This window comes from Ruegeria sp. G5 (genome assembly GCF_056533365.1).
Map to the genome: position 1 here is coordinate 1 of NZ_JBQFOK010000001.1, position 22,776 is coordinate 22,776.

The 22,776-nt window shown below is 56.9% G+C and carries 21 protein-coding genes; 9 read left to right on the forward strand and 12 right to left on the reverse strand.

Translation table 11 applies throughout. From position 1 onward, the window contains the following. Window positions 1–355: 355 nt before the first annotated feature. Together katG and ACR0BD_RS00010 are read right to left on the reverse strand one after the other, a co-directional pair. Window positions 356–2,557, reverse strand: coding sequence for a catalase/peroxidase HPI (gene katG, locus ACR0BD_RS00005; RefSeq protein ID WP_480828249.1), 2,202 nt, complete (start codon window positions 2,555–2,557; stop codon window positions 356–358). Window positions 2,558–2,795: 238 nt separating this feature from the next. Beyond that, window positions 2,796–3,641, reverse strand: a complete 846-nt coding sequence (locus ACR0BD_RS00010) for an SDR family oxidoreductase (protein ID WP_480828250.1) — start codon at window positions 3,639–3,641, stop codon at window positions 2,796–2,798. Between the two features lie 90 nt (window positions 3,642–3,731). Between ACR0BD_RS00010 and ACR0BD_RS00015 the strand changes: the two genes are divergently transcribed. Then, entirely contained in the window at window positions 3,732–4,364 is a 633-nt protein-coding gene (locus ACR0BD_RS00015) for a class I SAM-dependent DNA methyltransferase (protein WP_480700369.1), read from the forward strand. On the opposite strand, the gene ACR0BD_RS00020 is transcribed toward ACR0BD_RS00015, so the two are convergent. The 3 genes from ACR0BD_RS00020 to ACR0BD_RS00030 are packed head-to-tail and all read right to left on the reverse strand — an operon-like array spanning window position 4,361 to window position 8,312. Then, window positions 4,361–5,140, reverse strand: coding sequence for a carnitinyl-CoA dehydratase (locus tag ACR0BD_RS00020; protein WP_480828251.1), 780 nt, complete (start codon window positions 5,138–5,140; stop codon window positions 4,361–4,363). The genes ACR0BD_RS00015 and ACR0BD_RS00020 overlap by 4 nt on opposite strands. Next, window positions 5,137–7,155: an acetate--CoA ligase family protein gene (locus ACR0BD_RS00025; protein ID WP_480828252.1), complete on the reverse strand. Its 2,019-nt coding sequence runs from the start codon at window positions 7,153–7,155 to the stop codon at window positions 5,137–5,139. Before ACR0BD_RS00025 ends, ACR0BD_RS00020 begins: the two co-directional genes overlap by 4 nt. Beyond that, complete coding sequence (locus ACR0BD_RS00030) at window positions 7,152–8,312, reverse strand: acyl-CoA dehydrogenase family protein (protein ID WP_480828804.1); 1,161 nt, start codon at window positions 8,310–8,312, stop codon at window positions 7,152–7,154. Before ACR0BD_RS00030 ends, ACR0BD_RS00025 begins: the two co-directional genes overlap by 4 nt. A gap of 77 nt (window positions 8,313–8,389) precedes the next feature. Between ACR0BD_RS00030 and ACR0BD_RS00035 the strand changes: the two genes are divergently transcribed. Further along, entirely contained in the window at window positions 8,390–9,337 is a 948-nt protein-coding gene (locus tag ACR0BD_RS00035) for a GlxA family transcriptional regulator (protein WP_480828253.1), read from the forward strand. On the opposite strand, the gene ACR0BD_RS00040 is transcribed toward ACR0BD_RS00035, so the two are convergent. Next, window positions 9,334–10,326, reverse strand: coding sequence for a sterol desaturase family protein (locus ACR0BD_RS00040; RefSeq protein WP_480828254.1), 993 nt, complete (start codon window positions 10,324–10,326; stop codon window positions 9,334–9,336). The genes ACR0BD_RS00035 and ACR0BD_RS00040 overlap by 4 nt on opposite strands. A gap of 28 nt (window positions 10,327–10,354) precedes the next feature. Continuing rightward, the gene (locus tag ACR0BD_RS00045) at window positions 10,355–11,110 is read right to left on the reverse strand and encodes a class II aldolase and adducin N-terminal domain-containing protein (RefSeq protein ID WP_480828255.1); all 756 of its coding nucleotides are present in this window, start codon (window positions 11,108–11,110) and stop codon (window positions 10,355–10,357) included. Window positions 11,111–11,229: 119 nt separating this feature from the next. Between ACR0BD_RS00045 and ACR0BD_RS00050 the strand changes: the two genes are divergently transcribed. From ACR0BD_RS00050 to ACR0BD_RS00065, 4 genes are all read left to right on the forward strand, one after another. Continuing rightward, window positions 11,230–12,105, forward strand: a complete 876-nt coding sequence (locus tag ACR0BD_RS00050; RefSeq protein WP_480828256.1) for a LysR family transcriptional regulator — start codon at window positions 11,230–11,232, stop codon at window positions 12,103–12,105. A 127-nt stretch (window positions 12,106–12,232) separates the two neighbouring features. Then, a complete protein-coding gene (ade, locus tag ACR0BD_RS00055) occupies window positions 12,233–14,035 on the forward strand; it encodes an adenine deaminase (protein WP_480828257.1) in 1,803 nt (600 codons plus the stop codon). Next, window positions 14,032–15,495 (forward strand): AMP nucleosidase, encoded by a 1,464-nt coding sequence (locus tag ACR0BD_RS00060; RefSeq protein ID WP_480828258.1) that lies wholly within the window; start codon window positions 14,032–14,034, stop codon window positions 15,493–15,495. Before ade ends, ACR0BD_RS00060 begins: the two co-directional genes overlap by 4 nt. 130 nt (window positions 15,496–15,625) lie before the next feature. Further along, a complete protein-coding gene (locus tag ACR0BD_RS00065; RefSeq protein WP_039533371.1) occupies window positions 15,626–15,913 on the forward strand; it encodes an HU family DNA-binding protein in 288 nt (95 codons plus the stop codon). A 60-nt stretch (window positions 15,914–15,973) separates the two neighbouring features. On the opposite strand, the gene ACR0BD_RS00070 is transcribed toward ACR0BD_RS00065, so the two are convergent. Continuing rightward, window positions 15,974–16,207, reverse strand: coding sequence for a hypothetical protein (locus tag ACR0BD_RS00070; RefSeq protein WP_480828259.1), 234 nt, complete (start codon window positions 16,205–16,207; stop codon window positions 15,974–15,976). A 170-nt stretch (window positions 16,208–16,377) separates the two neighbouring features. Between ACR0BD_RS00070 and ACR0BD_RS00075 the strand changes: the two genes are divergently transcribed. Next, complete coding sequence (locus tag ACR0BD_RS00075; protein WP_480828805.1) at window positions 16,378–17,265, forward strand: DMT family transporter; 888 nt, start codon at window positions 16,378–16,380, stop codon at window positions 17,263–17,265. Here the strand turns inward: ACR0BD_RS00075 and ACR0BD_RS00080 are convergent. Then, the gene (locus tag ACR0BD_RS00080) at window positions 17,241–17,762 is read right to left on the reverse strand and encodes a glutathione peroxidase (protein WP_480700359.1); all 522 of its coding nucleotides are present in this window, start codon (window positions 17,760–17,762) and stop codon (window positions 17,241–17,243) included. The genes ACR0BD_RS00075 and ACR0BD_RS00080 overlap by 25 nt on opposite strands. 145 nt (window positions 17,763–17,907) lie before the next feature. Here ACR0BD_RS00080 and msrB point away from each other — a divergent pair, with 145 nt between their 5' ends. Together msrB and msrA are read left to right on the forward strand one after the other, a co-directional pair. Further along, window positions 17,908–18,357 (forward strand): peptide-methionine (R)-S-oxide reductase MsrB, encoded by a 450-nt coding sequence (gene msrB, locus ACR0BD_RS00085; RefSeq protein WP_480828260.1) that lies wholly within the window; start codon window positions 17,908–17,910, stop codon window positions 18,355–18,357. Further along, window positions 18,354–18,863, forward strand: a complete 510-nt coding sequence (gene msrA, locus ACR0BD_RS00090) for a peptide-methionine (S)-S-oxide reductase MsrA (protein WP_480828261.1) — start codon at window positions 18,354–18,356, stop codon at window positions 18,861–18,863. Before msrB ends, msrA begins: the two co-directional genes overlap by 4 nt. Before the next feature lie 22 nt (window positions 18,864–18,885). Here msrA and ACR0BD_RS00095 read toward each other — a convergent pair whose 3' ends face one another. From ACR0BD_RS00095 to fzlA, 3 genes are all read right to left on the reverse strand, one after another. Beyond that, entirely contained in the window at window positions 18,886–20,889 is a 2,004-nt protein-coding gene (locus ACR0BD_RS00095; RefSeq protein ID WP_480828262.1) for a hydantoinase/oxoprolinase family protein, read from the reverse strand. 72 nt (window positions 20,890–20,961) lie between these two features. Then, window positions 20,962–21,999, reverse strand: a complete 1,038-nt coding sequence (queG, locus tag ACR0BD_RS00100; protein WP_480828263.1) for a tRNA epoxyqueuosine(34) reductase QueG — start codon at window positions 21,997–21,999, stop codon at window positions 20,962–20,964. 74 nt (window positions 22,000–22,073) lie between these two features. After that, window positions 22,074–22,739 (reverse strand): FtsZ-binding protein FzlA, encoded by a 666-nt coding sequence (fzlA, locus tag ACR0BD_RS00105; protein ID WP_480700354.1) that lies wholly within the window; start codon window positions 22,737–22,739, stop codon window positions 22,074–22,076. Between the last annotated feature and the right edge of the window lie 37 nt (window positions 22,740–22,776).

Genomic DNA, 22,776 nt, shown 5'->3' on the forward strand with positions numbered 1-22,776 from the left:
CTAATCAATAACCCTAGATGCCCACCGTCTCTCCGATGCGTCTCCGCCGCTTCCGCCGCGTCCCAGCACCTCAACAGCGCCGGTGAAGGGGTATTTACGGATTAGGTCTGGGACCTGCAACCCCCATTTTGAAAAAACTTCACATTTCTCGGCAAAATCTCGCATACCTTAATGAAAACAACATGTTAGATTTAAGAATAGCGTGGAATTTCCGCCTATTCGGTCGTGACAGCACAAAGCAAAGGTGCATTCTGACGGAATCGCGCCCAACGCTCTTCCAGTATCTTCGCGAGTGGCCAAGAAAAACGCCGCCGAGGTCTCCCCAGGCGGCGCAGTTTTGTGAGTGGTGGTCTTTTTATTTCAGATCGAAACGATCTGCGTTCATCACTTTGTTCCAGGCGGACACAAAGTCGCTGATGAATTTCCCGTCTGCATCGGCCTGACCGTAGACTTCTGCCAGCGCCCTCAGTTGCGAGTTCGAGCCGAAGACGAGATCAACACGTGTACCGGTCCATTTGACCGCTCCGCTCGCGCGGTCGCGACCTTCATAGACACCTTTGCCGGAAGGTTTCCATTCGGTACCCATATCCAGAAGGTTGGTGAAGAAATCGGTACTGAGTGTGCCGACACGGTCAGTGAAGACACCATGCTTGGTATCACCGAAATTGGCACCAAGGACACGCAGACCACCAACCAGCGCTGTCATCTCGGGCGCGGACAAAGCCAGCAACTGCGCTTTGTCGACCAACAGCTCTTCTGGCGATACCGTATAGTCGCCCTTCTGGTAATTGCGGAAGCCGTCTGCGATGGGCTCCATCACGGCAAAGCTGTCCACATCGGTCTGCTCTTGCGAGGCATCTGTTCGACCAGGGGTGAACGGAACTTCAACGTCATGACCCGCGGCTTTGGCCGCTTGTTCGACGCCTGCGGCACCTGCAAGCACGATCACATCAGCCAGAGACACTTTCTTACCGCCGGACTGCGCATCATTGAACGCCTTCTGAACGCCTTCCAACGCATCCAGCGTTTTGGACAGTTTCATCGGCTCGTTCACTTCCCAGTCTTTCTGCGGCGCAAGGCGGATACGCGCGCCGTTGGCACCACCGCGCTTGTCCGACCCGCGGAAGGTCGAGGCCGAGGCCCATGCGGTCGAGACCAGATCAGACACCGACAGACCGGTAGCCGCGATCTTGGCTTTCAGGTCGGCCACATCCGCATCATCAATCAGGTCATGATCCACGGCAGGGACGTTATCTTGCCAGATCAACTCTTCGGTCGGGGCTTCTTCACCGATGTAGTTGGAACGCGGGCCCATATCGCGGTGGGTCAGCTTGAACCAGGCGCGTGCGAAGGCATCTGCGAACTCGTCCGGGTTCTCGTGGAAGCGTTTCGAGATCGGGCCATAGATCGGGTCCATGCGCATCGCCATGTCGGCGGTGGTCATCATGGTCTTGACCTTTTTCGACGGATCATGCGCCGCCGGGGCCATGTCTTCGTCTTTGACGCCGATCGGCTCCCAGATATAGGCGCCCGAGGGGCTTTTGGTCAGGTTCCATTCGTATCCGAACAACAGGTCGAAATAGCCGTTGTCCCATTTGATCGGGTTTGCGGTCCACGCACCTTCGATGCCCGAAGTAGTGGTGTCGTCGCCCTTGCCGGAACCGAACTTGTTAATCCAGCCAAAGCCCATTTCTTCGATCGGGGCAGCTTCGGGTTCGGGGCCAACCAGATCCGGATCGCCTGCACCATGCGCCTTACCGAACGTGTGACCACCTGCGACCAGAGCGACGGTTTCTTCGTCGTTCATCGCCATCCGACCAAAGGTATCGCGGATATCGCGGCCTGATGCCAGAACGTTCGGCTCACCATCCGGACCCTCGGGGTTCACATAGATCAGACCCATCTGAACAGCGGCCAGCGGATTTTCCAGATCACGTTCGCCGGAATAGCGGCTGTGAGGATTTTCGGTTGGGGCAAGCCATTCGGTTTCGGTACCCCAATAGATATCTTCCTCAGGGGCCCAGATGTCCTCGCGGCCACCGGCGAAGCCAAAGGTTTTGCCACCCATCGACTCGATGGCGCAGTTGCCGGCCAGGATCATCAGGTCGGCCCAGGAAATCTGGTTGCCGTATTTCTGCTTGATCGGCCAAAGCAGACGGCGCGCTTTGTCAAGGTTTCCATTGTCCGGCCAGCTGTTCAGCGGTGCAAACCGCTGGTTCCCGGTCGAGGCACCACCACGGCCATCCGCCGTCCGGTACGTACCCGCGCTGTGCCATGCCATACGGATGAACAAACCGCCATAATGACCGTAATCCGCAGGCCACCAGTCCTGAGAGTCCGTCATCAGCGCATAAAGGTCATCTTTCAGCGCCTTCATGTCCAGTTTCTTGAACTCTTCGGCATAGTTGAAATCGGCACCCATCGGGTTTGAAGCCGGTCCGTGCTGATGCAAGATCGAAAGGTTCAGCTGGTTCGGCCACCAATCCCGGTTAGACCGGGTTCCTGCGCCGTGCATCACAGGGCATCCACCTGCGTTGGGGTTATCACTTCCGTCCATGACGATCTCCATTCCTGGCAATATTCCGGTGCAAACGCACCGCTAAAAAAACTCGGTCGATCAAGAACACATATAGATGACACTTTTATCCATTCTAAACGCATGGCGAAATTTCGCGCAGTCCGAATGGGCAACAGCGACTCATGGGCCTTGTCACGACTGTTTCTAGCAGAGCCAAGCCATGCGAAAAAGTTTTGTTTATGGATGGTTTTGATAACTAAAAGCTATGGGTTTGAAATTAGCTGTCCTGCATCAGGGATCTGAGCCCGACGCGATAGTTGGGGTATTGCAGGGTTACACCCAGCTCATCCTTGATCCTGTCATTCCTGACCCGTTTGTTTTCATTGTAAAAACTACGTGCCATCGGTGTCAGATCGGCTTCGTCAAATGGCACGGCAGGGGGCAACGGCAAGCCCTGCAATTCCGCCGCATAGGATATCACATCCTGAGGAGGCACCGGTTCATCGTCACAGACATTGTATACGGTACCCGGATTGGGATTTGACATGGACGCCGCCAACACCTGCGCAATGTCCGTCACGTGAATGCGAGAAAAGACCTGACCCGGTTTGATAATCCGACGCATTCCCACGCGTTTGAGTTTCGAAAAAGGACCGCGTCCCGGGCCGTAAATACCGGCGAGGCGGAATATGTGTGTCGGCAACCCGGGAACGCCCAACCATTGCTGTTCAGCCTGTACGCGCCACTTGCCTCGCTGCGCTGTCGGCGTGGGCGGTGTGTTCTCATCAACCCAATCGCCCTGATGGTCGCCATACACAGCTGTCGTCGAAAGGTAGCCTACCCATTTGAACTGCGTGGCGCGTTCTGAAATCTCGTCTTTCAGCGCGGCCAGAACCGGATCACCATCTGCTTTCGGTGCGGTTGAGATCAGCAGATGCGTTACCCCGTCCAGATCGATTTTCTGCCCCGGCCAGATTACCGGCTCGGCCCCCGAAGCACGCAAGCTTGCTGATTGCGCCGGGTCGCGCGTCGTTCCGATGATCCGCCAATCCTTGGGTGCCAGCGACCGCGACAATTCCTGTGCCGAATAGCCATGGCCGAACGAGAAAAGAGTACCTGTCATGCCGCCATTGATGATCGGCAATCAGCGCAGATGCAAGCGCCTGGTCCGTGATACTTGATTCGAATCCCCGGTTGCGCCTTTCTTTTGGGCATGAGTGACAAAACACCCGATCTGCACGCAGCCTACGCGCTGAACACCCCAGATGACCATAAACGGCTTTATGCCGAATGGGCCGGAGATTACGACGAAGGCTTTGCCGCGCGAGAAGACTACCAACTTCACATTCATGCAGCCCGCGCCTTTGTTGGCGCTGGGGGGCAAGGACCTGTGTTGGATGTTGGCGCCGGCACCGGACTTTGCGGTGCCGTTCTGGCCGGTCTGGGTGTCGGACCCATCGACGCCACCGACATCAGCGCCGAGATGCTGGAACAGGCCATGCGAAAGGATATCTACCGCGACGCGATCGAGGCAGACCTGAACGATGGGATCCCGGTTCCACGCGAAAGCTATTCGGGTATTGTGTCATCAGGCACATTCACACATGGCCACTTGGGGCCCGAGGCGTTGATGCCATTATTGCGTGTCGCGCGTCCGGGCGCGCAATTCGCCCTTTCCATCAACGCGCAGCACTATGAAAAACTGGGTTTTGCAGAGGCCCTGCACAAGCTGGCTCAGGGTCAGATTCAGAACCTCGCCCTGCCCGAGGTCCGGATATACGGAGACCTCGCCATCGGACCCAACAAGGACGACACGGCGCTTATTGCCTTGTTCGAACGGGTTTAGCGGCCTTTCCAGACGGGATCGCGTTTCTCGGCAAAGGCGCGCGCGCCCTCCAGATTGTCTTCGGACCCGTAGAGGGTATCTACGGTCGGCAATTGCCGACGCGTGATCCGGTTCATGACGTCCTGAAACTTGGAATCCTCGGCTTCGCGCACGATTTCCTTGATGGCCGCGTAAACCAATGGCGGCCCGCTGGCCAACAGACGAGCCAGCTCCCATGCACGATCCATCAACTGGTCACCGGGAACAATCTCGTTGATCAGACCCCAGTTCTTAGCCTCTTCCGGATCAAACCAGCGCCCGGTGAGCAGCAGTTCCATCGCGATATGATATGGGATGCGCTTGGGCAGCTTGACGCTTGCCGCATCGGCGACAGTTCCGGATCTGATTTCCGGCAGGGCAAAGCTGGCATGATCCGCAGCGATAATCATATCGGCGCTCAGGGCCAGTTCCAGCCCACCACCACAGGCAATTCCGTTTACAGCCGCAATGACAGGCTTGTTCATATCCCGCAGTTCCTGCAAACCGCCGAAGCCACCGACGCCGTAGTCACCGTCAACTGCGTCACCGTCGGCTGCGGCTTTCAAATCCCAGCCGGGGCAAAAGAACTTTTCGCCACCGCCCGTGACGATGGCCACACGCAGATCGGGGTCATCGCGAAACGCGCGAAACACGTCACCCATCACCCGACTGGTGGCGAGATCAATAGCGTTGGCCTTAGGACGATCCAAAGTGACCTCGAGTATTGCGCCCTCGCGCTTGGTTTTGACCGGATTCATGAACGTGCCTTTCGGATCAGGGCATCCACTGCCACCGCACCATCCGGCGCGCAGATAAGCGGATTGATTTCAACTTCGCTGACATGGGCTGCGTTGGCAATGACATAGGCCTGCACGGCCTCGATCGTGTCCAGCACAGCATCAAGGTTCGCGGCTGGTTTCCCGCGATAGCCTGTCAGCAGCGGTGCACAGTCTAGCTTGCCCAAAGCGTCGCGGATGGCTGTTCTGGTCGACGGGATCAGCAACGACTTCGTGTCGCGCATAATCTCAGTCAGAACACCGCCCGCACCTATTGTCAGAACATAGCCATGCGCAGGATCGCGCGTCACGCCGATCAACAACTCGGCCACACCTGATGGGGCCATTTCCTCGATCAGAACGCTCTGTGTGCCGATATCTGCTGCAACTTGCCGGACATCCTCTTTCTTAGCGTCCAGTCGCACCGCCCCGTGTTCAGATTTATGCGCCAGCCCAACGCCCTTGACTGCGAACGGGCCCTCCAGGCCTGCTAGGTCCTCGGGAAGAACTGAAGCCAGAGTTTCAAGGCTGCGCGGAACCCGCACGCCAAAGGTGGCCAAGTCTTGTTTTGCCTCAGCCTCGGTCAAGGTTGTGTCCGCTTCTGTTGTCGAGGGCAACAGAACGGGTTCAGATGCACGTGGATTTGGGCGCGCGGCGGCCTCGACGGCGACCAAGGCCTCTCGTAGACCTGCAAAAGGAACCACGCCCCCGTCCATCAGACGCTGCGCAACATGCTGCGGCATAAGTTCCGGCAAAGTGGCTGCAACGGCAAACGCACGTCCTGTTTGCGCGACGCAATTCAAGGCCGCTTGCGTGGCGCAATCCCAATCGGTCGCATCCGTATGCGGATAGTCCACAATCGCGAGCGTTAGGGCCTGTTCAGAACAGATCATCGCCGCCCACGCGCGGGTCATCGCCTGAGTGTCGCGCCAGATATAGGTGTGGTAATCCAGCGGATTTGCCAATGCGACCATCGGGCCCAGTGCCGCACGTAATTCAACCTGCTGCGTCTCATTCAACGGTGGAAAATGCAGGGACATCCCTTCGGCCATATCGGCGGCAAGGCTGGCTTCACCGCCAGAGCAGCTGATCGTTCCAATTCCGTTGCCATCCAGACGCCCCGCTACATGCAACAGCTTCAGGCATTCCAGAAAACTTGGCACATCATCCAGACGTGCAATGCCAAGACGGTCCAGAAAGGCTTGCGCACCTGCATCTCCACCCGCCAACGAGGCTGTATGTGAGATCGCCGCTGCTTGGGCATGGGTGGATCGCCCTATCTTTAGCGCCACGATCGGAATATTGCGCTGCCGGGCTTTTTCTGCCAGTGCCTCCCATTTTCGAAGGTCGCCAAACCCTTCGATGTGCACACCAATCGCGGTAATTCTGTCGTCATCCAGTAGAGCTGAGGCGATCTCGGCCTGATGGGTCTGAGCCTGATTTCCGCATGTCAGCATAAACGCTAACGGCAGGGCGCGCTGCTGCATCGTCATGTTGATCGCAATGTTCGAGCTTTGCGTCAGGATCGCAACGCCCTGGTCTACCCGTGACATCCCATGCTGATCCGGCCAGACAGCCACGCGTTCCAGGCCGTTGATAAAGCCATAGCAGTTTGGCCCAAGAATCGGCATGGGGCCCGCTGCGGCAATCAATTGATCTTGCAGGTCGGCACCCAGATCGTCTTCGGCCTTTGCCTCGGTAAAACCGGATGCGAAACACACGGCCCCGCCGGCCCCCATCGCCGACAGAACTGAAACGGCTTGAACCGTGGCTTGGCGGTTAATCCCCACAAATGCCACATCCGGCGCAGAAGGCAACGCCTCCAAACTTGGAAAAGTGCGCACGCCAGCAACCTCGGCGGCTTTTGGGTGAACCGGCCAGATCTCGCCTTCGAAGCCAAACTTTCGCGCTTGCTGGATGACGGCCGCACACCAAGCACCGCCACCAATTACGGCGATAGACTTTGGGTTCAGCGCGCGGGCCAGCCCTGTTGTCATGCGCCCAGCGCCCTAAGCAGATCGCGACTGATAATATGGCGCTGAATTTCGCTTGTACCGTCCCATATACGCTCAACACGCGCGTCGCGCCAAAAACGCTCCAGCGGGTAATCGTCCATCAGACCCATGCCGCCATGCACCTGAATTGCCGCGTCCGTCACCCGCGCCAGCATCTCAGATGCGTATAGTTTCGCCGACGCGATTTCTCGGTTTGCAGGCAAGCCCTTGTCCAACCGATCCGCCGCTGCCAGCGTCAACAGATCAGCGGCATCAATCTCAGTGATCATGTCGGCGATCTGGAACGAGACACCCTGGAATTTACCGATTTTCTGACCGAACTGTTCCCGGGTGGCCGCGTAATCCAACGCATAATCAAACGCCCGGCGCGCCCGGCCAACCGACATGGCGGCAACCGTTATACGCGTGGCATAGAGCCAAGTGTTCATCACCTCAAACCCGCCATCGACCTCGCCCAAAACCTGCGCGTCGGGCAAACGACAGTCGTCGAAATCCAGAACCATGTTCTTGTAACCGCGATGGCTGACCGATTTATACCCATCCCGAATGGTGAAACCGGGCGTGCCGCGATCCACCAGAAACGCGGTTATCCGCTTTTTTGGGCCTTTCGGAGTTTGATCCTCGCCCGTTGCAATAAACACTATGATGAAATCGGCATGTTCTGCACCTGAGATGAAATGTTTGGTGCCATTGACCACCCAATCACCACCATCGCGCACAGCCGCGCATTTCATCCCTCTCACGTCCGAGCCCGCACCCGGTTCCGTCATGGCCAACGCATCCATCTTTTCGCCCCGCACCGCGGGCATAAGGTAGCGTTCAACCTGATCGCCTTGGCACGCCATCAAAATGTTCTGCGGCCGACCAAAAAAGTGGTTCAATGCCATCGACCCACGCCCCAACTCCCGTTCGACCAAAGCGAATTCGAGGTGGTTCAAACCAGCGCAACCGACGCTTTCGGGAAAGTTGCAGGCGTAAAACCCCAGCTCGATCGTCTTGCGCTTGATGTTTTCCGCGATCTCATGTGGAACCTCGCCGGTGCGCTCGACCAACTCTTCATGAGGGTAGATTTCGTTTTCGACAAAGCTGCGGACCGTGGCAGCGATCATTTCCTGTTCGTCGGACAAGCCATATTGCATCTGGGGTCTCCGCATCCTGAATTCGTTCAATTCTGACGCGGCTTGATTAATTTATCATGCCAAAATAGACGTTCATCATGCCTAAATGGACTAAATCACCCTCCGCCACACAGCAATTTGGGATACTGCTGTTTGACGGGTTTTCTAATCACTGCCTGGCGAACACGGTTGAGCCATTGCGGGCCGCAAATACCCTTGCAGGTAAGTCCCTATATAGATGGGAGTTTCTGTCGTTAGAGGATGGACCCATCACGTCGTCTTCGGGATTGCAGGTCGCGCCACATGGCAAGCTGCAATCTGCAAGTGGTAACACGTTGATGGTCATGCCCTCATACGGATTCCGGTCCCATGGCGGTTGGCAAACACTGGCAGGTCTAAGGTCTGCCACGGCCCGGTTTCCCATTCTTGCCGGGCTGGACACAGGCAGCTGGCTGCTGGGGCTGGCCGGATTGCTGGACGGCTATCGCGCAACTATTCACTGGGAAGAGCTGACCGGATTTACCGAGCGTTTCCCTGAAATCAAAGCAGAGCGCGAGCGGTATGTGATTGATCGTGACCGCATCACCTGTTCCGGGGCAATGGCCGCCTTTGACCTTGTGTTGCACCTGATCGGACGAGATCATGGTCAGGCGCTGGCGCTAGAAGTCGCGCAGCTTTTCATGACCCGCGATTCCGCCCGCTCGCATTCTGGCGGCGCGGGTGCAACCAGCGGGTACGTCAACAAAGCGCTGGCCATTATGCAGGAGACGTTGGAGGCCCCCTTACCGATTTCTCAGATCGCGCGCCGTGTGGGTCGGTCGCAAAAGGCGTTGGCATTGCGGATGCAGGCCGAGCTTGGCGCCGGACCTGCACAGGTTTACCGCCGATTGCGTCTGAACCTGGCTCGCAAGCTGGTCGCCGAGACAGATTTGACCGTTAGCGAAATTGCCCTGCGCACCGGTTATGAAAACCCAAGCGCACTGACCCGCGCCTTTCGCGCCGAGTTTGGGACAACACCGCGCGCTCTACGATCGACCCTAAACTAGCCAAACATGCGTTTTTTTCGGGCCCGCGTTTCCGCAGTGGCGGCGTCCGATCCATCATGAAAGGTGCCAAACCAGCGGTCCCACGGCATTTCCTGATTGCCGTAATTGCACTCGTAATACCGGTGGTGGAGCTGGTGGTAAAAAGTTCCAAGGGCCAATCGCCGCTTGTCACGGATCAGCAGCTCTTCGTAGCCGGTATGTGTCATCGCTGCACCCGGACCCTGAAACACGATATGAAAATACAGGTGAATGGGGTGGGACGGCACAATCCAATGGATGCACAGCGTGGTCAGATACAGGAAATGTTCGACCGGGTGCATCGAGAACCCCGACCATGGGCCGATATTGACGTTTCTGTGGTGCAGACTGTGCACTTTTTTATACAGAAACGGCTGATGGAGCAGACGATGTACCCAGTAAAAGTGAAAGGCTGACCACATCGGAAGCAGGATGAGCCACAGCACAAACCAGACCGGGTTTTCGGCGAAAGTGATGACAGGCGCATAGCCGTTGGCCATCAGCCACATGGTTACCACCTGAAACCCGGTCAATTGCAGGACACCTGAGCCCAATGACCAGAACATGTTGTCCAGAACCTGGTCACTGAAATCCCACAGCTTGTTGTTCTTGCCCTGATCGCGCCGTTCGAATTTCAACCGCTTACCTTGCGCCTTGTGCATGTAGAAATACCAGTGCAATCCACCTGCCACGGCGAAGATCATGACAAAATTCACAAGCCAAACCTGAAAAACCCACCCAAAGGCAAAGGTCTTGGCGGTCTCAAGTGACGGGTAGAACAGCGCCCATAGCGCAATCGCAAGGCCGACCATCAGCACACGTTCGCTCAGCGTCAGCCAATTCCGGGCAAGCCAACCCAGCAGAAAGGCGGGATTGGGCGGCCATTGGAAGATCGAAGGGTTATAAAGCGGAAGATCCGGATGATAGTTCCACTCGCGGCTCATGTCCTGCATCGGAGATTTGTCCGTCACAGTTTTCACTCCTGTTTATTGGCAGAGGTCAGGTCGCGTAATCCGCGCCGTCGGCATCCAGCAAAGCTTTGATTTCACGCAGATGCGCGTCGGCCTGATCCGGGTAATCATCCAACTCTTGCGCGGTCTTTTCTGCAATCTCGTCCGACAATACACGCAACGGCTGACCGGTCTGCAAAGCGCGAATATAAGTTTCTGCCGCCCGCTCGAAATAGTAGAGTCTATTAAAGGCATCGGCAGGATCACGACCAATGACCAGCACACCGTGATTGCCCATGATCATGACCTTTTTCTTTGGGTCCGACAGCATCTCGGCACAGCGCTCTCCTTCCGACTCGAACGCCAACCCGCCAAACTCTTGATCAACCACGTAGCGGTTGAAGAATGTGGCGGTGTTCTGGTCGATCGGGGGCAGTGTGCTATCCGCTAATGACGCAAGCACCGTGGCAAAGATCGAATGGACGTGCATCACACATCGTGCATGCGGGCAGTGCCGGTGAATTGATCCGTGCAGTCCCCAGGCGGTTGGATCAGGCGCCCCTGGCTGGTTCATCACGTCGGGGTCGTTGGCATCCAGCAACAGCAGGTTCGACGCTTTGATACGCGCGAAATGCATCTGGTTTGCGTTCATCAGGAACTGCGTCCCATTTTCATTCACAGCAAGGCTAAAGTGGTTGGCGACACCTTCGTGCATGTTCAGCCGCTCGGTCCAACGAAAGGTGGCAGCCAGATCAACACGTTCATTCCAGTGATCGATGTTGGGGCGCAGATTGGCAACGCTCATTCCAAGCTCCTGTCTGAGTGGATGGATACTTGCAAAAAATCGTGCCCGCGTCGCGATCGTTTGACCAACGAAAAAAACGTGAGTAATTCATAAGCTGAGCTAATGACAGGGTTATGCACATGCAGAAACAGCTTCCGCCACTGGGGTGGCTGCGCACATTCGAGGCCGCCGCGCGCCACCTGTCCTTTACCGGCGCGGCCCGGGATTTGAACATGACCCAAAGTGCGGTCAGCCAACAGATCAAGTCGCTGGAAGGTTATCTGGGCCAGCCGCTGTTCCTGCGCCGCCCACGCGCGTTGGAACTGACCGAGGCGGGCATCACCTATTTGCCAGTGTTGCGCGAGGCGTTCCGCACGCTGGTGCGTGGAACCCAGGCCGTGACGGGTGCGCAGCAAAATGCGGTGCAAGTACAGTGTAACATCACCTTTGCGGTCAACTGGCTGGCGCCGCGACTACCGGCCTTTCGCCTCGAGCATCCTGACATTCAGCTCAACCTTTTCACCGAATTGTGGGAGCCGCGCGAAATGGCCGAAGGTGCGGCCGTTGAAATACGGTACTCGCTAAGGCCGTCGGACACCGTCCGAACCGAGCTTTTGCGGACCGATCAATACTACCCGGTCTGTGCGCCGGGGTATCAGGTGACAATGGATGACCTGCAACAGCAACCCTTGTTCGATTGTTCGAACCTACTGTCAAATTGGCAAAACTGGGTCGAAGAACAGTCTCTAATATGGGAAAAACCGCCCATCACGTATTCCACTACCTATCTGGTCAGCCTGTCGGTCGCGATGGCGGGCGGTGGGCTTTGCCTGGCACATGATACGATCGCGCAGGGACTGATCAAACAAGGACGTTTGATTGCCCCCTTCCAACACCGCGCCCAGATGCCAGAGGCATACTATCTATTGCTATCCCCTCAGGCCGAGGAAACGCCGGGCGCGTTGTTGTTCGCTGACTGGGTGCGGCGCGAGATTGGAAAAGACATCGGCGCGTGACCAAGATACTCCCGCCCAAAGGCAATGCCTTTGGTTGGGCCCGGCAGCGCTGACGCGCTGCGTGACGGTTTCATGATAGATGTTCGGCAGGGGTTGAACCTTTTCAAACATTCAGAAAAGTTGAGCCATGGAGTTTACGCCCTTCCCTAGCTGGCCCGAAACCGCCCCTCGTTTGATTGCAGTCGCCGCTGGCAGAGAGGCTGCGGATACCGTTATCCGCAGCGGTGTTTGGGTGAACGTGCACAGCCGCGAGGTTTTGCCCGATCACGACGTGGCCATTGCAGCGGGGCGCATCGCTTTCGTCGGACCGGATGCGTCACACTGCATCGGACCGGACACGCAACTCATCGAAGCCAAAGGGCGCTACATGCTGCCCGGATTGTGCGATGCGCATATGCATATCGAATCCGGGATGCTGACCCCGGCAGAGTTTGCGCGCGCCGTTATTCCCCATGGCACCACCAGCATGTTCACAGACCCGCATGAAATCGCCAATGTGCTGGGCCTCGACGGGGTGCGCATGATGCATGACGAGGCCATGATGCAGCCGGTCAACATTTTTACCCAAATGCCGTCCTGCGCACCTTCGGCACCGGGGCTTGAGACGACAGGGTATGAGATTACGCCAGATGACGTGGCCGAGGCGATGTCATGGCCGGGTATTATTGGCTTGGGCGAAATGATGAACTTTCCCGGTGTCATCCATGGCGACCCCAAAATGCTGGCCGAGATCGCAGCCACGCAGCGGGCTGGCAAAACGGTTGGCGGTCATTACGCCTCGCCGAATTTGGGGCCCAATTTCGCGGCCTATGTCGCGGGCGGCCCCGCTGACGACCATGAAGGCACATGCGAGGCCGACGCAATCGCGCGTGTGCGTCAGGGGATGCGCTCGATGATGCGGTTGGGATCTGCCTGGTTTGATGTGGAAAGCCAGATCACCGCCGTGACCGAAAAAGGGTTGGATCCACGCAACTTCATCTTGTGTACGGACGATTGCCATTCCGGCACACTGGTCAATGACGGCCACATGAACCGCGTTGTACGCCATGCGATAGCCTGCGGATGTGACCCATTGATTGCTTTGCAAATGGCTACGATCAATACGGCGACCCATTTTGGGCTGGAACGCGAGATCGGCTCGATCACACCGGGGCGGCGGGCGGATATCATCCTCAGTTCTGACCTGACAGAGCTACCCATCGAATTGGTCATCGCCCGAGGTCAGGTTGTGGCAGAGGATGGCCACATCAAGGTAGATTGCCCCCATCTCGACTGGCCGTTGACAGCGCGCAAAACGGTGCATTTGGGGCATGCGCTGACAGACACCGATTTTCAGATCAAGGCACCGCCCGGCGCAAATCGCGTGCAGGCCAATGTCATTGGCGTTGTTGAAAACCAGGCGCCGACCAAAGCGCTGAAGTCAGAACTGCCGATCATCGGCGGACTGGTCGAGGGTGAAGGCGACGTCTGTCAGATCGCGCTGGTCGAACGGCATCGCGCAACCGGAGGTGTCACAAACGCCTTTGTCTCAGGTTTCGGGTATCAGGGCCGTATGGCGATGGCCTCAACCGTTGCACATGACAGCCACCACATGATCGTAGTCGGCACAGACCGCGCGCAGATGGCACTGGCCGCAAACCGGCTGGCCGAAGTGGGTGGCGGCATCACTATTTTCCGCGATGGAGAAGAGTTGGCACTGGTAGAGCTGCCCATCGCAGGACTGATGTCAGACAGCCCGGCCGCAGACGTGGCCGCCAAGGCTGACAGGATGGTCGAGGCCATGCAGGCATGTGGTTGCAACTTGAACAACGCATATATGCAGCACTCGCTGCTGGCCCTTGTGGTGATACCGGAATTACGCATTTCCGATCTGGGGCTGGTCGATGTGCGAACTTTTGAAAAAATCGACCTGCTGGAACCTTTGGCATGACAATAATAAGAACACCTGACGTCCCGAACCCCGAAAAATTCACCGATCCGGTGGCTGCAGTCGCTCGGCTTGAAGAGCTGTACGAAAAGGCAACAGCCTTCCTTTGTGAAAATTTCGGCAAAGCGATGGAAGTCGGCACACCGACTGAGCGATTCAGAGCCTATTACCCAGAGATTCGCATCAAAACGACCTCTTACGCACAAGTCGACAGTCGTCTGAGTTTTGGTCATGTGTCGGAACCGGGCACGCATGCGACAACCGTGACGCGCCCCGATCTGTTTCGCGCGTATCTGCAGCAGCAGATTGCGTTGTTGATCAAGAACCACGACCAGCCCGTGACAATTGGTGCCTCTGACACGCCAATCCCGGTTCATTTTGCAGTTGCCAACAACCCGGATCTGGTTGTTCCGCATCAGGGGGCCGCTGGCTTTACATTGCGCGATGTATTCGACGTACCGGACCTGACAACGACAAACGACGACATCGTCAACGGTGTGCACGATCACGAAGCCGAAGACGGCCCTCTGTCATTGTTCACCGCTCAGCGTGTGGATTATTCACTGGCAAGGTTGTCTCATTACACCGCAACCGATCCGGGCCATTTTCAGAACCACGTTCTGTTCACCAACTACCAGTTCTACGTGTCAGAATTCGAAAACTACGCGCGCGAACAATTGGCGGACGCAAATAGTGGCTACACCAGCTTCGTTTCGACCGGGAATATCGAGATTACGACGGCGGACGGCGTTTTGGAACAACCGCTAAAGCTGCCGCAGATGCCGACCTATCACCTCAAGCGCGCCGACGGGTCTGGTATAACGCTGGTCAATATCGGGGTCGGACCGTCCAACGCCAAAACCGCCACCGACCATATCGCAGTTCTACGCCCACATGCCTGGTTGATGGTCGGCCACTGCGCCGGCCTGCGCAACACACAGGCGCTGGGAGATTTCGTGCTGGCCCACGCCTATCTGCGCGAAGACAAGGTGCTGGACGACGACCTGCCTGTGTGGGTGCCAATCCCGCCACTGGCCGAGATACAGGTCGCGTTGGAGCGGGCCGTCGCCGAAGTCACCGAATTGGAAGGGTATGAGCTGAAGCGGATCATGCGCACCGGCACCGTCGCCTCGGTCGACAACCGAAACTGGGAGCTGCGCGATCAATCAGGCCCGGTACAACGTCTCAGCCAGTCACGCGCCATTGCGCTGGATATGGAAAGCGCAACGATCGCTGCAAATGGCTATCGGTTTCGTGTTCCCTACGGGACACTTCTGTGCGTCTCGGACAAGCCGCTGCATGGTGAATTAAAGCTGCCTGGCATGGCTTCGGCGTTTTACACCACCCAGGTCAGCCGACATCTGGCGATTGGGATACGCGCGATGGAACACTTGCGTGGGATGCCGCTAGAGCGTTTACACAGCCGGAAATTGCGTTCTTTCGACGAAACGGCCTTTCTCTGAAGCAAAAAAGCAACGATTCGCCCATATTTTTAGGGTTTTCCGCGCTACTATTCGTTGTGTTCGACCACAATATCCCGTTACAGTTACGCGGTGAGGCCCAAACTATCGGGCACGTTAAGGAGACCAAGAAATGGCAAAGCCTATGACTAAAACTCAGCTGGTTGCTGCTCTCGCTGAGGAAATGGGGACCGACAAGAAAGCCGCGAACGCTGCGCTGGAGGCTATGACTGGCCTGATCACCCGCGAAGTGTCCGCCGGCGGTGCCGTTACCCTGCCCGGCGTTGGCAAAATCTACTGCCGTGAGCGCCCCGAGCGCATGGTGCGCAACCCCGCCACCGGTGAGCAGTTCAAGAAAGAGGCCGACAAGGTGGTCAAAATGACCATCGCGAAAGCCCTCAAGGACAGCGTGAACGGCTAACCCCAAGCCGTCACTGCGATACGATCAAGGGCCGCCGTTTGGGGGCCCTTTTTCTTTGCGTTAGTGCAGGCTCAACATAACTTCGATGTCCCGCCGACTTAACATCGCCAACAGAGATCGGTCATCAGCCGTTAACTTCGCCTGACGGCGGATGTAGTTTTCCAGACAAGCGGCGATCTCGGTCGTGGACTGATAATACAGATCCGGCGAGGATTGGCTCAGCTCACCGACAAGGCGCAACAAAAGCTTCTTCTGTTTCTCCGAATCCAGATCTTTGCGTTTTTCTTCCAACATGTCTCTGCGGGCCCTGATCGCTTTTCATACTAACTAGGGCGCGAGCGGCTTCCGCCAATTCAATGTTTGCCGTATGGATCGCCGTTTCTTGTGCAGGTATGAGCGGCGGGTTCTTGCGACTTTGCCGGAATTGAGAAACAGTGCCCGTAATTGCGGGAGGGGGAGTGGCGATGGATCTGCGCGCCATGGCCATGGGGCTGACATTTGCACTGATCTGGTCGTCGGCCTTCACTTCGGCGCGGATCATCGTTGCGGACGCATCCCCTCTATTCTCATTGGCGCTGCGATTTCTCATCTCCGGGCTTATTGGCGTGGCTATTGCCCGCGCGATGGGTCAAAGCTGGCGGTTGTCGCGGTCGCAGTTATACGCAACCATCTTGTTCGGAATTTGCCAAAACGCCCTTTATTTGGGTCTGAATTTCTACGCCATGCAAACGATTGAGGCGTCTGTCGCCGCCATCATCGCCTCGACCATGCCGCTGTTGGTGGCCTTGGCCAGCTGGCTGTTTCTGGGGGATAAGCTGCGACCCTTGGGGATACTGGGGCTCTTTGCCGGATTTGCCGGGGTCGCTTTGATCATGAGCAGCAGGATCGGTGCCGGCATTGATCTCTTCGGTGTCATGCTTTGTGGTATCGGAGCTTTGGCACTGACATTCGCGACCCTGGCGGTTCGCGGTGCCACGTCCGGTGGAAACTTCATGATGGTAGTCGGGCTGCAGATGTTGGTGGGATCATTTATTTTGTTTTGTGCCGCACCGCTATTTGAAACGATCCACATCCATCTGACCGTACCGCTGGCACTGGCGTTCACCTACACCACGCTTTTCCCCGGCCTTCTGGCCACCCTGATCTGGTTTCACCTGCTGGACCGGATCGGACCAACCCGGGCCGCGACCTTCCATTTTCTCAACCCGGTCTTCGGTGTGACAATCGCCGCACTGTTGCTGGGTGAAAAACTTGGGCCGCTGGACGCTGTCGGGGTTTTGATTACAACCGCCGGGATCCTCGCCGTCCAGCTGTCGCGCCAGCCTGTTCAGGGCAGCAAGGCCTCGACCTGAGACAGAATTTTACGCGAATCCGGTTCGGTGCCAGCGCCGAAAGTCGCGACAACCGTTCCTTGCGGATCCAGCAGAATTTTGTTGAAGTTCCAACTAGGCACGAAACCGGTCTGCTCTGCAACGTCGCGATAGAAAGGATGCGCATCGCCCCCTTTGACAGGGGTGATATCCGTCATCGGCAGCGTCAGGCCATAGTTGAATTCACAGAATTCTTTAACCTCTTCTGCCGAGCCAAGCTCTTGGTTGAACGAATCTGACGGCACGGCCAGCACGACCAAACCACGTGCGGAATAGGCGTCATGGACTTGCTGAAGGGCTGAATATTGATCCGTGAACCCGCAATGCGAGGCTGTGTTGACCACCAGAACCGGTTGACCGCGCCAGTCCTCGATCGAAATCGTACCGCCATCAATCGACGCAAACTGTCCTGTTAACGGGGCAGCCAGAGCAATCCGACCAACCAGAATTAAAACTGCCAATATCACCGCACGAAGCATAACCGGGCCTCCTTTGCCCTAGTATACGCCCGAATTGCGTCACTGGATCAAAGCACGAGGCCGCGAGAACAGCAAAACATGCTTTGATTTCCCGGTGTCAGCGCCCAAATAATGGGACAGCGTCAAATAACCGACCGGAGGAGCCATGACCCAATACACCAAATCCCCCGAAGCCATCGCCGCCCTATCGCCCGAGGAATACCACGTTACGCAAAACAGCGGGACCGAGCGTCCGGGCACAGGCAAGCTATTGAACAACAAGGAACCGGGGATTTACGTGGATATCGTGTCAGGCGAACCGCTATTTGCCTCGACCCACAAATACGAGTCCGGTTGCGGCTGGCCCAGCTTTACCAAGCCCATCGTACATGAGCACGTCGAGGAATTCACCGACCGAACACTGGGTATGATCCGGACCGAGGTCCGGTCAAAACACGGCGATAGTCATTTGGGTCATGTGTTTCCTGATGGTCCGCGCGAACATGGTGGGCTACGATATTGCATTAATTCCGCCGCGCTGAGGTTTATCCATCGCGATGACATGGACGCCGAAGGCTATGGTGATTACCTGATACATGTGGAGGACATGCAATGACCGAACAACGTGCTGTATTGGCCGGTGGCTGCTTTTGGGGCATGCAGGACCTGATCCGTAAACTGCCCGGTGTTTCCCGTACAAGCGTCGGGTACACAGGCGGCGACGTGCCCAACGCGACCTATCGCAACCATGGCACCCACGCCGAAGGTATCGAGATCTATTTCGATCCCACTCAGATCACGTATCGCGAACTGCTGGAGTTCTTCTTTCAGATTCACGACCCCACAACGATCAACCGCCAAGGCAATGATCGCGGGATGAGCTATCGTTCGGCGATCTACTATGCGGACGAGACGCAGAAACAAGTTGCGCTGGACACGATCGCGGATGTGAACGCCAGCGGTCTTTGGCCCGGTAAGGTCGTGACAGAGGTAGAGCCTGTCGGCGATTTCTGGACCGCCGAGCCCGAGCATCAAGACTATCTTGAGCGTATCCCAAACGGGTATACCTGCCATTTCCCACGTGCAGACTGGGTCCTACCCAAGCGCGACGCGGCCGAATAACGGGGAAGCCCCTGCAAAGGGGCTATCCCACCGCAACCCGCGGGCGACCGCTGGCTTCGACAGTGATCAGGCCCTCGACAAAAACCTCCTGGGCTTCAATCCGGGCTGTCCGAACGTCGCGGTCAACGATCACACGAATATCCGCAGCTCCGGCATCCCGAACCGCAGTTTCGACTTCGTCCCGCAATGCGGCCTCGAGAACGGCCAACGCTTTGTCTGCTTCGCTAAAGTCCTCTGGTCCATTCTCAAGGTGAACCCGGTATCTTCCTTCTGACGGCGATGTCACCGTTCCTGACCGACGCAGTGTCACACGCCCCACGACTGCCCCAATGGCATTCGCAACACCTGTGTGTTCGGGCAATACCATGCGACAATGCAACCTATCGCCAACTGCCGGGTAATAACTTGGCGCGGATGCGCCCAAACCAATTACGTCCACATTCAACGCGGCGTCCAAAGCCAACAATCCCCGATGCCTGCGCAGCCCCCTTTGTGTGAGGACATGCCGCGCAAGATCAGCGACCGGTACGCCAAAATTGTCCTCTTCTTCGGCAAAAGCAGTCTCTAACAAGGTCAATGCCGTCTGCTCTGTCAGCTGATCAACGATGATCTCAGCCAGTTTTTCCGCATTGGGTGCCAGAACATCTCCTGACCCGACGCGCTTGCGTGATACAAGCTCCAGTGCTTTGCGGGCAGCTTCCCGGTCCCACGCATCCAAACGGCCTAAAACATGGCTTGCGTCCGACGGGGTTACGCCAGAAACCTGAACAATCCCTCGATCCACCAGCCGGGACAAAGACCCACTTTCCATGCGTGTCCGCAGCAGGTCGCTGACCGGCGTCACCTTGTCGCCAAGCCGCTCTAACAACCCCTCCTCCCGAGGACCCAGACCTTCGGCATGAATGCCCGGCACACGACGGGCAAAACGTGTGTCATGCTCGCCCACCGTTGTCGCGCGCAATTGGGCATCCAGAACCTTATGCACGACCTCCGGATCTTCTGTCGCAATCAGCGAAACAGGTAGAACACGCCGTGGGCCAAGAAACACCCCGCCGCCCAAACCCTCAGATACAACATGGACTTGACTGTCACCTCCCAGACCATGCGTACGCATCGCCACGGCCTCGACCATAGTCCGAAATCCCCCGACCCGCGCGCCGTCGGGGTCGATCGCTGGCTTGCCATCCCGGATCAGCGCAATATCGGTTGTCGTGCCGCCAATATCTGAAACCAGAGCATTTTTCGCGCCGGTCATCCAACTTGCGCCAACAATGGATGCAGCCGGACCACTTAGGATGGTCTCAATCGGCCGTTCCCGCGCTTGTTCCGCACTCATCAACGCGCCATCCCCACGCACAACCATCATCGGCGCAGTGATGCCCAGCTCGATCAACTGGTCTTGTGCCCTGCCGATTAGACGGTCAATCATTCCGATCAACCGTGCGTTCAAGACAGCCGTCACAGCCCGCTTAGGCCCGTTCAGCTTGGCAGACAAGTGATGTGAACACGTCACCGGTGCGCCGGTTTTCTCGGTAATTATCCGGGCTGCTTCCAATTCATGCGCTGGGTTTCGCGTGGCAAATTTAGACGCCACCGCGAAACCAGAAACCCCTTTGTGAAACTCTAAAAAGATGTCCAATGCTTGAGTATCCAAAGGGGCAGCCTCGCTACCGGCATGAGTATGTCCTCCAGCCATGACCAACGCCGGATCGCCTTTCAGCGCGTCTTTCAATCCGTGTTTGTCCAAATCGCTGTTCTGAAAGCCGATATAAACCAGCGCGACGCGACCACCTTGCCCCTCGACAAGCGCATTTGTGGCCAATGTGGTCGACAACGAGGCCATAGCGATCTGCTCAGGCGATACCTGCGCCTGCTGCAACACGGCCGATATCGCCTTGCCTACCCCAATCGCAAGATCAGCCCGCGTGGTCAAAGACTTTGCCGAGGCGATCACCTCGGCTTCATCCCGCACCAGAACCGCATCCGTGTAGGTTCCGCCTGTATCCACACCCAAAGCCAGCGCCATCTGGGTCTCCTTCCTGTTCGCTGCGATTGGGTGTAGCGGTTTGGACCGACACGTCCAGCCTGTTTGCGTCAATTATGCAAGCCGATTAACCGCCCAGCGCGCTGCATCTGCAACCGTTGGATCGGAATCCTGCGTCAACTTCTGCGCAACGGACCGCAACTCTGCAGATCCGGAATTCCCAATTGCATACAGAACATTACGCACGAACCGGTCACGCCCGATCCTTTTGATGGGTGAGCCGGAAAACTTGGCGCGAAAGGACGGATCATCCAACTCAGCAAGTTCGGCCAAGGGCGGCGCGACCAGATCTTCCCGCGCCGCATAGCGCAAATCGCTGGCCGTCACCGCAAACTTGTTCCAGGGGCAAGCTGCCAGACAGTCATCACAGCCGTAAATCCGATTGCCCAACCGACCGCGTAATTCTTCGTCCACTGGGCCTTTGTGTTCAATGGTCAGATAAGAAATGCACCGTCGCGCATCCAGTTGGTAAGGCGCTGGAAAAGCATCGGTCGGACACGCATCCAGACATGCCCGACACGACCCACAGTGATCCACTTCCGCAATATCGGATAGAAGATCGAGTGTCGTAAAAACAGAGCCTAAAAAGGCCCAATTTCCCCAATCGCGGCTGACAAGATTCGTGTGCTTGCCCTGCCATCCCAGGCCCGCAGCCTGACCCAGCGCCTTTTCAGGCACGGGCGCTGTATCAACAAAGACCTTAACTTCTCCACCACCTTCGGCGATCAACCAGCGCGCCAATCGTTTTAGCCGCTTTTTGACAAGGTCATGGTAGTCCTTGTTCTGCGCATAAACCGAAATGCCACCTTTTTCCGGATGGTCCAGAATAGCGGTCGGATCATGGTCCGGAGTATAGCTCTCTGCCAACATGATCACAGATCGCGCCTCAGGCCAAAGTTCCGAAGGATTTCCACGCCAATGGGTTCGTTCCGCCATCCACCCCATCTGTCCATGATATCCGGCCTTCAAAAACGCCGCCAGTTGCGCCGGTACGTTAGGAACGTCCCAAGGGCGGCATATCCGGCAAGACACAAAGCCTTCGCTCAGCGCCTGTGCAACCAGCCTTTCCTTTAAATCCGATCCGCTCTTCATCTGGCCAAAAATATCCTCGGGGGGATCGCGCCCCGGCGCGATGGGGGGGCAGACAGCCCCCCGTCCTCAGCCTATCAGAAATCCAAATCTGCGTAATGGGGCGGTGGCCGAAAACCGGGAACCTGATCTGCCAATATGGACCGGAACGCCGGGCGGGACTTGATCTTGGCATACCAATCCTTGACCGCCTGCGATCGGTTCCAATCCACGTCCGAGATATAATCCAACGCCGACAAATGTGCGGCAGCTGCAAAATCCGCCAGGGTCATCTGATCCCCTGCCAACCACCGTCGGTGATCCAGCAGCCAGCTCATATAATCCAAATGATATTTGATCGCCCGCGCGCCCTCTTTGACATTCTTGCTGTCAGGATACCCTTCGCCAGTCACTTTCTTATTCACACGTTCATACAAAAGCTTTGACGTGACCTCGTGGTGGAACTTGTCGTCAAACCACGCCACCAGCCGACGTACTTCAAACCTGGCTTCCGGCGTTTTGGGCATCAACGCGGGTTCGGGACGCGTCTCCTCGATATACTCACAAATAGCCGCGCTTTCAGACATCACCTTGCCGTCCAACCGCAGAACCGGGACCTTTCCGGCCGGGTTACGCCGCATGAAATCCGGATCTTTTTCCCAGTATTTCTCTTCGACCAGTTCGACTTCGATCTTTTTTTCCGCCAGCGACAGACGGACCTTACGACAATAAGGTGAGAGGGGAACGTGAAACAGACGCGCCATGAGCTTCCAATCGAACCAGTGACTACCAACCAGCTTT